Source organism: Mycobacterium sp. E1747 (genome assembly GCF_001667775.1).
GTDB lineage: Bacteria > Actinomycetota > Actinomycetes > Mycobacteriales > Mycobacteriaceae > Mycobacterium.
This window is the reverse complement of record NZ_LZJI01000112.1, coordinates 1-10454: the sequence shown is the minus strand read 5'-3', so window position 1 is coordinate 10454 and position 10454 is coordinate 1. Positions and strand designations below refer to the sequence as shown.

At 68.9% G+C, this 10454-nt stretch carries 8 protein-coding genes and 1 riboswitch; of the genes, 3 read left to right on the top strand and 5 right to left on the bottom strand.

Annotated features, from left to right (window positions below):
* The 3 genes from A5695_RS11330 to pruA all read right to left on the bottom strand — a co-directional run.
* Window positions 1-390 (bottom strand): DUF222 domain-containing protein (locus A5695_RS11330; RefSeq protein ID WP_156749582.1); only part of this gene is annotated, 390 nt, incomplete at its 3' end.
* A 568-nt stretch (window positions 391-958) separates the two neighbouring features.
* Entirely contained in the window at window positions 959-1921 is a 963-nt protein-coding gene (locus A5695_RS11325) for a proline dehydrogenase family protein (protein WP_068081224.1), read from the bottom strand.
* Window positions 1921-3552, bottom strand: coding sequence for an L-glutamate gamma-semialdehyde dehydrogenase (pruA, locus tag A5695_RS11320; RefSeq protein ID WP_068081221.1), 1632 nt, complete (start codon window positions 3550-3552; stop codon window positions 1921-1923). Before pruA ends, A5695_RS11325 begins: the two co-directional genes overlap by 1 nt.
* A gap of 81 nt (window positions 3553-3633) precedes the next feature.
* Here pruA and A5695_RS11315 point away from each other — a divergent pair, with 81 nt between their 5' ends.
* From A5695_RS11315 to fadD21, 3 genes are all read left to right on the top strand, one after another.
* Window positions 3634-5211 (top strand): CdaR family transcriptional regulator, encoded by a 1578-nt coding sequence (locus tag A5695_RS11315; RefSeq protein WP_068081218.1) that lies wholly within the window; start codon window positions 3634-3636, stop codon window positions 5209-5211.
* A 41-nt stretch (window positions 5212-5252) separates the two neighbouring features.
* Window positions 5253-5435: riboswitch (cobalamin riboswitch) on the top strand.
* Window positions 5436-5599: 164 nt separating this feature from the next.
* The gene (locus tag A5695_RS11310) at window positions 5600-7261 is read left to right on the top strand and encodes a PPE family protein (protein ID WP_068081215.1); all 1662 of its coding nucleotides are present in this window, start codon (window positions 5600-5602) and stop codon (window positions 7259-7261) included.
* A gap of 158 nt (window positions 7262-7419) precedes the next feature.
* Window positions 7420-9159, top strand: a complete 1740-nt coding sequence (gene fadD21 / locus A5695_RS11305; protein ID WP_068081212.1) for a fatty-acid--AMP ligase FAAL21/FadD21 — start codon at window positions 7420-7422, stop codon at window positions 9157-9159.
* Between the two features lie 4 nt (window positions 9160-9163).
* On the opposite strand, the gene A5695_RS11300 is transcribed toward fadD21, so the two are convergent.
* On the bottom strand, window positions 9164-9481 hold the full coding sequence (locus A5695_RS11300) for a hypothetical protein (RefSeq protein ID WP_068081209.1): 318 nt from the start codon (window positions 9479-9481) through the stop codon (window positions 9164-9166).
* Window positions 9478-10454, bottom strand: a 977-nt coding sequence (locus A5695_RS11295; RefSeq protein WP_068081206.1) for a sulfate adenylyltransferase, incomplete at its 5' end; no start/stop codon positions are given. The genes A5695_RS11300 and A5695_RS11295, both read right to left, overlap by 4 nt.

Sequence of the window (10454 nt, the reverse complement as noted above, 5' to 3'; positions counted from 1 at the left end):
CTGGTGCACGGTGGCCACCCGCGCCAACTCCGCGTAGTGGGCGTCGGAGCCCTCACCGGCGCGTGCGGCGATGACGCCGACCTGGTCCAGCGATAACCGCCCGTCGCGCAGACCCTGGGTGCAGCGGGGGAACTCCTCGACCCGGTGCGCGACGGTGGCGATCGTGTGCGCTGCGCCCGAGGACAAGCCCAGCTTCCAAGCCACCAACGCCGCCACCGAGCGCGCGCCGGTCATGCCGCACAGCTCGTCACGCTCGATCTCGGCGACCAGGTCCACGATGCGCCCGTCGATCGCGTTGCGCTGACCGGCCAACTCGGCCAACTCCTCGAACACCTCATCCAAACGCTCAGCAGGACTCACCTCCGTGCTAGCCGATGCGATCGGAGACATGAATCCATCATCGCAGCGGGGTACGACATCGATGATCGAAGAGCGTTACCGCGCAGGTCATGACTCTGGTCTGACTGACGCTCTGCTGGGGTTTTCCTTAACTTGATCTGTCCGGCCTGCTGCTCTTCATTGTCGGTGCCGATACCCCTCGACACGGTCCACCCCACCGCGATTACGTTGACCGGCACTGCGGTCGGTGATCGGGAGTTCCCGGCCACACGTTCGGGTTACGCCGCGGCGATCAGGTTTTCTGACGTCGTTGGGCCAGGTTGAGCGGGTCGGGGTCGAGGGCACCGCCAGCTACGGGCCGGGCCGCCCCGGGCGCTTACGGCGGCGGGTATTGACCTCGTCAAGGTGACTCGCGCGGTGAAGTCGACCCGCCGGCATGATCGGCGCACGGCGGCGACCGTCGCCAGCCACCAAGGCGGACAACCCGATTGGCCCCCACCCCACCGCGGCTAGGCTCAACGCTGGCGCCTCGAGTGTGCATCGCAGGCTTTGTGCGGCCAGGGCGGGATTCCGGCGATTTTCCCGCCACATCCGCACACGTAAGGCGGTGGGCGCACGCTCAGTGACCGCGCTGGGCCAACGCCCGCAGAAAGAACCTCAGGTTGGCGGGCCTCTCGGCCAGCCGCCGCATGAAGTAGCCGTACCACTGGGTACCGAACGGCACGTACACGCGGACCTGGTTTCCCGCTTGCGCCAGCCGGCGCTGCTCGAGGTCGCGAATGCCGTACAGCATCTGGTGCTCGAAATCGGTTGTGGAACGCCCGGATTCGCGTACCAGCGCGGGCACCGCCTCGATGATGGCCGGGTCGTGACTGGCCACCATCGGGTAGCCCGAGCCGGCCATCAGCACCCGCAGGCAGCGCAGGTAGGCCTGCGTGACTGCGGCGGGATCGCGATGGGCGATCGCGGCCGGTTCGTCGTAAGCGCCCTTGCACAACCGGATCCGCGCACCCGCCGCCGCGAACTCCTCACAGTCGGCGACGGTGCGCCGCAGGTAGGCCTGCAATGCCAGCCCGAGCCAACCGAAGTCAAGCCGCAGATCGCGCACGATCGACAGCGTCGAATCCGTCGTCGTGTGGTCTTCGGCGTCCACCGTCACCCACACACCGGCCCGCTGCGCGGCCTCGCAAATCGTCCACGCGTTCTCCCGGGCGACCTTCTCACCGTCGCGGCCCAGCGACTGTCCCAGGGCAGACAACTTCAGTGACACCTCGAGCGGGCGGACGGGTGTGCCGTCGCCGAATCGGGCCAGCTGGTCGATCAGATCGAGGTAGACCTGCACCGCAGCGTCGGCGTCGGCGGCGTCGGTAACGCCTTCACCCAGATAGTCGATGCTGACAAACCGGCCCGACGAGCGAAGCGCCGCAACGCTATCCAGCGCGCTGCCAATCGTCTCGCCGGGCACGAAGCGATGCACCACGCGGCGGGTGACCGGCAGTCCTTCGGCGGCGCGGCGCAACCCCGATCGCCGGCTGGCGGCGATGATCGCCGGCCGCAGGGTGCTCGCGAACAGCCCGGCCATCACTCGGCCGCCATGTGCGGGTAGGTGTGGTCGGTCGCCGGGACGAACGTCTCCTTGAGGGTGCGTGCCGACGTCCAGCGCAGCAGGTTCAGCACCGAACCGGCCTTGTCGTTGGTGCCGGAACCGCGCGAGCCGCCGAACGGCTGGCGCCCGACGACCGCGCCGGTGGGCTTGTCGTTGACGTAGAAGTTTCCGGCGGCGAAGCGCAGACGCTCCTGCGCGGTCAGCACGGCGTCCCGGTCGTCGGCGATGACCGCCCCGGTCAGCGCGTACCGCGAGCCGGTGTCGATGACGTCGAGGATTCGTTCGTAGTCGTCGTCGGGGTATACGTGCAGCGACAGCAGTGGACCGAAGTACTCGGTGGCGAAAGCCTCGTCGGTGGGGTCGTCGGAGAGCAGCACCGTGGGGCGCACGAAATAGCCGACGCTGTCGTCGTATTCGCCGCCCACCGCGATCGTGACGTGGGCGGCGCTCTTCGCCCGCTCGATGGCGTCCACGTTCTTGGCGAAGGCCCGCCGGTCGATCAGCGCGCCCCCGTAGTTCGTCAGGTCGGTGATGTCGCCGTAGCGCAGCGCGGCGGTCTGGCCCAGGAAGTCGTCGCCCATCCGCCGCCACACCGAATGCGGGACGAACGCGCGCGACGCCGCCGAGCATTTTTGCCCCTGGTAGTCGAACGCGCCGCGAATCAGCGCGGTGCGCAGCACATCCGGCCGCGCCGAGGGGTGCGCCACCACGAAGTCCTTACCGCCGGTTTCGCCCACCAGCCGGGGATAACTGTCGTAGCGGCCGATGTTGGCGCCCACCTGCTGCCACAAGTGCTGGAAAGTGGCCGTCGACCCGGTGAAGTGGATGCCGGCCAGCCGCGGGTCGGCCAACGCAACTTCGGAGACCGCGAAACCGTCACCCGTGACGAGGTTGATCACCCCGGGTGGCAACCCGGCCGCCTCGAGCAGCTGCATGGTCAGGTAGGCCGACAGCGTCTGGGTGATCGACGGCTTCCAGAGCACGGTGTTGCCCATCAGCGCTGGCGCCGTCGGCAGGTTGCCGGCGATCGAGGTGAAGTTGAACGGCGTGATGGCATAGACGAAGCCGTCCAGCGGACGGTAGTCGCTGCGGTTCCATTCCCCGGGTCCGCTGATGGGCTGCTGCGCCAGGATCTCGCGCGCGAAGGCCACGTTGAAGCGCCAGAAATCGATCTGCTCGCAGGGCGAGTCGATTTCGGCCTGGTAGGCGGACTTGGACTGGCCGAGCATCGTCGCGGCGGCGATCTTCTCCCGCCACGGCCCGGCCAGCAGCTCGGCGGCCCGCAAGAAAACGGCCGCGCGCTCGTCGAAAGGCGTTGCCGCCCAAGCGCCCTTGGCCGCCATTGCGGCCTCGATCGCCGCCACCGCATCGGCATGGCCGGCGTTCGTCAGGGTGCCCAGCTTGGCGGAATGCCGGTGCGGCTGGGCGACGTCGATGCGATCGCCGTCGCCCATTCGGTGTCTGCCGCCGATCACGTGCGGGAGGTCGATCGGGTGGTCGGCGAGCGCGGCCAATTCGCCGCGCAGCCGGCCGCGTTCGGGCGAGTGCGGCGCATAGTCGTGGACCGGCTCGTTGACCGGCAACGGCACTTCGGTGATCGCGTCCATGGTGCCAGGATCCTCGCCGTGCCGACTCCCCGAGTTAGCCGATCGGACAAGATCAGACACAATCGGTAGTACGATCGAACAATGGCCGGTGTGGGGCTGGGGCAGCTGCTGCTGGCCCTGGACGCGACCCTGGTCAGCCTGGTGGAGGCGCCGCGCGGGCTGGACCTTCCGGTGCGCTCGGCGGCGCTGATCGACAGCGACGACGTGCGGCTGGGGCTGGCGGCGGCCGCGGGCTCGGCCGACGTGTTCTTCCTGCTGGGGGTCTCCGACGACGAGGCCCTGCGGTGGATCGCCAAGCAAGCGCGTGAGCGCGTGCCGGCGGCAATCTTCGCCAAGGAACCGTCGACCGCGTTGGTGCGCGCGGCGGTCGGGGCGGGGGCGGCGGTGGTGGCCGTCGAGCCGCGGGCGCGCTGGGAGCGGCTCTATCAGTTGGTCAATCACGTGCTGGCGCACCACGGCGACCGCGCCGATGCGGCGGAAGATTCGGGCACCGACCTGTTCGGCTTGGCGCAGTCGCTGGCCGACCGCATCCACGGCATGGTCAGCATCGAAAACGCGCAATCCCATGTGCTGGCCTATTCGGCCTCCAATGACGAAGCCGACGAACTGCGCCGCCTGTCCATTCTGGGCAGGGCGGGACCGCCCGAGCATCTCGAATGGATCGGCCAGTGGGGCATTTTCGACGCGCTGCGGGCCGGCGACGGTGTGGTACGCGTGGCCGAGCGCCCGGAGCTGGGCCTGCGCCCGCGGCTGGCCGTCGGGATCTACCAGCCCGACCCGCGGCGGCCGCCGGACTTCGCCGGCACCATCTGGGTGCAGCAGGGCAGCCAACCCCTGGCCGACGACGCCGAGGAGATGTTACGGGGCGCGGCGGTGCTGGCCGCAGGCATCATGGCACGGTTGGCCGCCCGGCCGTCCGGCCACGCGCGGCGGGTGCAGCAGCTGTTGGGCCTGGCCGACGGCGAACCCGACGTGAACGCGGTCGCAAGCGAACTCGGCCTCACCGCCGACGGCGCCGCGGCGCTCATCGGCTGGGAGGCCGGGGACGACTCCCCGCGCCAGGTCCGGCTTGCCGACGTTATGGCGCTGAGCGCCAGCGCCTTTCGCCGGGACGCCCAGGTAGCCTCGCGCGGGTCGCGCGTCTACGTGCTGCTGCCACAGACGCAGAGCCGCGCCGTCAGCTCGTGGGTCCGCGGCACCATCGCGGCGATGCGCACGGAGCTCGGGGTACAGTTGCGGGCCGCGATCGCCGCGCCGGTCGCCGGCCTCACCGGAATCGCCGGCGCGCGCGCCGAGCTGGACCGCGTGCTGGACAGCGCTGCGCGGCATCCCATTTCGATTCCGCAGGTGACGTCGCTGGCCGAGGCGCGCACCACCGTCCTGCTCGACGAGATCGTCACCCTGATCGGCCGCGAGCAGCGTTTGACCGATCCACGGATCGTCGGCCTGCGGGCTAATGATCCCGTCCTCGCCGCCACGCTGCGCGTGTATCTGGACGGCTTCGGCGACATCGCGTCGGCCGCGCGTGAGTTGCGGGTCCACCCCAACACGGTTCGCTACCGCATCCGGCGCATCGAGAAGCTGTTGGACACATCACTGGCCGATCCCGAGGCGCGGCTGCTGTTTTCACTGGCCCTGCGGGTAGCGGACGGCGGCTGACCCGCCTTCGCCGGGGGTTTTGCCGGGATTTGCCGACCGGCGGTCGCAGCGCATGCGACAATGTCACCCGTAAGGTGATGACGATGCAGGAAGCCGGTGCGAATCCGGCGCGGTCCCGCCACTGTCATCGGGGAGCGACCCTCAACTGCCACGGCTGACAAGCTGGAAGGCGAGGCGAGCAGCGATCCGAGAGCCAGGACACTCGCGTCATTGCGTCCTGCGACCCGGGGCGGTGCACCCCGAGAGAGCTGTCACTCACCATGTCCCGTTCTCAGGCATGGGTGGCCGTCGATGCCACCTCCGGATGGGCGCCCAGACGCCGCGCCCACGCCAAACCCGCCCCCACCCGCACGTTCGGCGCTTTGGCCACCACCCAAGGCGGTGACCGATGACCGCACCGATCTGGATGGCCTCCCCTCCCGAAGTGCATTCGGCGCTACTGAGCAGCGGACCCGGCCCCGGCCCGTTGCTGGCGGCCGCGGCGACCTGGAGCTCGCTGAGCGCAGAGTATGGCCAGGCCGCCGCCGAGTTGACCGCGCTGCTCGGGGCGGTACAGTCCGGAGCCTGGGGCGGACCGACCGCCGAGGTCTACCTGGCCGCGCACACCCCGTACCTCGCGTGGCTGGCGCGCACCGGCGCCGACAGCGCGGCCATGGCCGCCCAGCAGCAAGCTGCGGCCGTCGCCTACTGCACCGCCCTGGCCGCCATGCCGACCCTGCCCGAGCTGGCCGCCAACCGTGCCATGCACACCGCGCTGGTGACGACGAATTTCTTTGGCATCAACAGCATCCCGATCGCGCTCAACGAGACCGACTACGCCCGGATGTGGGGCCAGGCCGCCACCGTGATGAGCGCCTACGAGGGCGTCGCCACCGCCGCGGTGGCTGCCAGCCCCGAAGCGACGCCGGCCCCGCAAGTCATGGCCGCCGACACGGTGGCGGCCGCTTCCTCCCTGTCGTCGCTGCCCCCCGACCGCCAGAACGAGGTCCTGGACTGGCTGGATCGGATCGGCTTCACCGACTTCTACAACAGGTTCATCCAGCCGTTCATCGACCTGCTGATGAACAACCCGTTCTTCAAGGCGCTGTTCTCCGGGTTCGACCCGTGGCTGCCCGTCCTCGGCAACCCGCTGAGCTTCTTGAACCCGTTCAACATCGCGTTCGCCCTCGGCTACCCGATGGATTTCGGTTCCTACTTCGCGTATTTGACGCAAACGTTTTCGTTCATCGCGGCCGACCTCGCCGCGGCGTTCGCTTCCGGCAATCCCGCGACCATCGCCTGGACGTTGTTGTTCACCGCCATCGAAGCCATCGGCACGATCGTCACCGACACCATCGCGTTGATCAAGACGTTGCTCGAGCAGATGATCGTGCTGATCCCGGCCATCGTGCCCTTGCTGACCGTCTCCGTGCTCCCGATGGTGGTGCCCACCCTGGTCGGCGGCCTGGCCGGCCTGACGGGTTTGGCTGGGCTGCAAGCTATCCCGGTGCTTCCGGTGCTGCCGGCCCCGTCGTTCGTCCCGGCGGCGCTGGCGCCGACCCCGCCGCCCACGCCCAGCCCCGCCCCGGCGCCTGCGGCCGCCCCGGCACCGGCGCCCGCCGCGGCGCCCGCACCGCCCACGCCCGGTCCCCCACCGCCGACACCGGCGGCGCCGCCCGGGGCGACGATGCCGGGTCTGGCCTACCTGGTCGGCCAGTTGACGTCCGATGCGCGCGGGTCGGTGAGCGCCAGGACGCGCGCGAAGCGGTCGCCGAACGCCGATCTCGTCGACGTCCCCGCGGCGGCCGAGGCCCAGAACGAGGTGTCGCAGGAGCGGCGCCAGCGGGCCGACGTCACGCAGCTCGGCCGCCGGTATGAGTACCTGGACGCCGAAACCTCGACGAGCGCCTCGGATCGGGGCGCAAAAACCCTGGGCTTCACCGGAACCGCCGCCACCAAGAGGGCTGGCGCACCGTCCGGATTGACCGCGCTGGGCGACGATGCCGTCGACGGCGCCACGCGCACGCCGATGTTGCCGCGCACCTGGAACCGCGGCCCCGCCACGCCCTGAACGGGGCTGCGGCACAGCAGTATTCGTTGGCACCCGGCGGCACGGCGCAGTCGGGCGGGCGCGGCGGCCCACGGCCGGGGCCGTCGAGCCGGCAGCCGGAGTCCGGGCTTGCCGCAACCGTGGTCCGCAAACGGGGGACAAGCGGTAGCCTGACCCGCATGCAGAACGCGTCGGTGGTCTCCCTGCTGCGTGAACGCGCGGGTCTGCAGCCCGACGAGATCGCTTTCCGCTACACCGACTACGAGCACGATTGGGCGGGCATCACCGAGACGTTGACGTGGGCGCAGCTGTACCAGCGGACCCTGAACGTCGCGCATGAGGTCAGGCGGCACGGCGCCGTCGGGGACCGGGCCGTGATCCTGGCTCCGCAGGGCCTGCCCTACATCGTGGCCTTCCTGGGCGCGATGCAGGCCGGGCTGATCGCGGTGCCGCTGTCCGTGCCGGCGGTGGGCACACACGACGAACGGGTGAGCGCCGTCCTCGCCGACACCACGCCCACCGTCGTCCTCACCACGTCGGCCGTTGCAGGAACCGTCACGGAGTACCTGCAGCTGCCGGGCTCGACGACCGTCCCGGCCGTCGTCGAGGTGGACGCCTTGGATTTGGACGGCGCCTCCGCGCCGAGCATCCGGTTCAGCGGCGCCCCCGGCACGGCGTACCTGCAGTACACGTCCGGCTCGACGCGCCTGCCGGCCGGGGTGATGATTTCGCACCGCAACCTGCACGTGAACTTCCAGCAGCTGATGGCCGCCTACTTCGTCGAGTTCAACGGCGTTCCGCCACGCGAAGCCGCCGCCGTTTCCTGGCTGCCCTTCTACCACGACATGGGGTTGGTGCTGGGCGTCATCGCGCCGATCATGGGCGGTTATCGCGGTGACCTGACTAGTCCGGTCGCCTTCCTGCAACGACCGGCGCGCTGGATCCACGCGATGTCGATCGGGGCGCCGGTGATGTCGGCGGCCCCGAACTTCGCCTTCGAATTGGCCGTCCGCAAGACGAAGGACTCCGACCTGGAGGGCGTCGACCTGGGCAACGTCCTGGGCATCGTCAGCGGTGCCGAACGCATCCACCCCGCCACGCTGGATAGGTTCGCTAAACGCTTCGCGCCGTACAACTTTGACGACCGCGCGATGCGCCCGTCCTACGGATTGGCCGAGGCCACGGTGTACGTCACCAGCCGCACCACCCGCGGCGCCCCGCGGGTCGTCCACTTCGAATCCGAGAAGCTGTCCGACGGCGCCGCCCAACGCTGCTCGCCGGAGAGCGGCTCGCCGCTACTGAGCTACGGGACGCCGACCACGCCGGCGGTGCGCATCGTGGACCCCGACACCCGCCGGGAATGCCCGCCGGCAACGGTCGGCGAGATCTGGGTGCACGGCGAGAACGTGGCAGGGGGTTACTGGCAGAAGCCCGAGGAGACCGAACGCACCTTCGCCGCCATCGTGGCCGACCCGTCGCCGGGCACGCCCGCTGGGCCGTGGCTGCGCACCGGCGACCTCGGATTCGTCTGCGAGGGCGAGATGTTCATCGTGGGCCGGACGAAGGATCTTCTGATCGTCTACGGCCGCAACCACTATCCCGAGGACATCGAGTCGACGGTGCAGGGCATCACCGGGGGCCGCGTCGCGGCGATCTCCGTGCCGACCGACCAGGCCGAGAAGCTGGTGACGATCATCGAGATGAAGAAACGCGGCGACTCCGACGAGGAGGTGTCGCGCCGGTTCGCCGTCGTCAAAAACGATGTCACCGCGGCGATTTCGAGTTCGCACGGTCTCAATGTCGCCGATCTGGTGCTGGTGCCTCCTGGGTCGATTCCCACGACGACGAGCGGCAAGATCCGGCGCGCCGCCTGCGTCGAGCAGTACCGCCGACAGGGGTTCACCCGGTTGGACGCGTGAGCGCCTAGGATTGCGACTCGGCGAGGAAGCGGTCCACCACGTCGGGGCCCGTGGAGTGCAACGCGATAGACAGCTCCAGCAGCCTGTCCTTGACCTTCTTCGGCAGCAACTCGATGGACTTCGTGGTGGCGGAATCGTACTTAGAGCCTGGAAAGCGTTGCAGGACAATGTCCTTTTGCTCTTCCGTGGTGTAGATCTCCAAAAGCTTCATCCCGGCGAAGGCTTCCTTCGCCGAGTCGGCCATTCCCGCTTTCGCCAGCGCTTCGAGCCGTTCCTCGTTGATCCAGACGTTGACCTTGATCTTCTTCGCGTCGCCGCTCATGATCGGGCTCCCTCCAACGGGTTCAGCGTGAACACGGGCAGCCGGTCGGCCAGGTACTCCTCGGTGACAAACGGCGAGCCCCGGCCGTACTGGGCGGCAGCCTCGAGAACCACTTCGAACACCTCGTGCCGCATCACCTGCTGGGTTGGCTTCACCTCGTCGGTCAGGATGCTCCTGATCAGACTCCCGCTGAAACTCTGCGCCTTGGATTCGTGCCCGCACAGCGCCGAGTTGGTGACTTCCCGGCATTCGGGGCAATACCAGTTCTCCCGCAAAAACACCGGTTTGATGCCCAGCTCCGACCGGTGTTCCTGAAGGAGGTTCTGCGAGTCGTACGGGTGGTAGAAGTCGCCGACGCCGGCGTGGTCGCGGCCGAACATGTGGTGCGTGCACCCGAGGTTGGTGCGCAGGATCGCGTGGAAGATCGCCTCCCGTGGCCCCGCGTATCGCATGTCCCACAGCGTGAAGGTCACCTTGTGGACGTCCTCCCGGAAATACCCGCTCTTCCTGAGCTCGTCTTGCGTCAGCAGGATCGCCTCGTCGATGTAGTCGCCCACCCGCTTCTGCCCGATGATCGCGTTGACCAGAACGCCCGTTCTCAGGTCGTCGACCGGCTGGTCTTCGTTGGCGGCCAACCACGCCTGCTTCATCAGCGCCTCGTGCCCGGTGTGCGGGACGTTGCGGGTCTGATGCGCGACGACGTGCGTCCAGTTCTTCTCCGCCAGCGCGTCCTGGTGCTGCTTGGGTGTGAGCCAGAACCTCTTGAAGGGCTCGTTGAACACCGGTTCGTTGATGAGCGTGACGTCTCCGGCGACGAACCGGTCCGCATACGCCAGCGTCTTCTTCACCCCGGGATGCCGCGAATCCGTTGTGCCGTAGGTCTTCTCGGCCAGGCGCTGCAGGTCGTACTCGTAGATCTCGGTGACGTCCAGGATGGCGATGGGAACGTCGAGGTACTCCAGCACCACGCTGG

Bases quoted from the DNA above. Each gene is read 5' to 3' on its own strand.
- A5695_RS11300 (WP_068081209.1), bottom strand. From the start codon at position 9,481: ATGAGCGGCGACGCGAAGAAGATCAAGGTCAACGTCTGGATCAACGAG.
- fadD21 (WP_068081212.1), top strand. From the start codon at position 7,420: ATGCAGAACGCGTCGGTGGTCTCCCTGCTGCGTGAACGCGCGGGTCTG.
- A5695_RS11325 (WP_068081224.1), bottom strand. From the start codon at position 1,921: ATGGCCGGGCTGTTCGCGAGCACCCTGCGGCCGGCGATCATCGCCGCC.
- A5695_RS11310 (WP_068081215.1), top strand. From the start codon at position 5,600: ATGACCGCACCGATCTGGATGGCCTCCCCTCCCGAAGTGCATTCGGCG.
- A5695_RS11315 (WP_068081218.1), top strand. From the start codon at position 3,634: ATGGCCGGTGTGGGGCTGGGGCAGCTGCTGCTGGCCCTGGACGCGACC.
- pruA (WP_068081221.1), bottom strand. From the start codon at position 3,552: ATGGACGCGATCACCGAAGTGCCGTTGCCGGTCAACGAGCCGGTCCAC.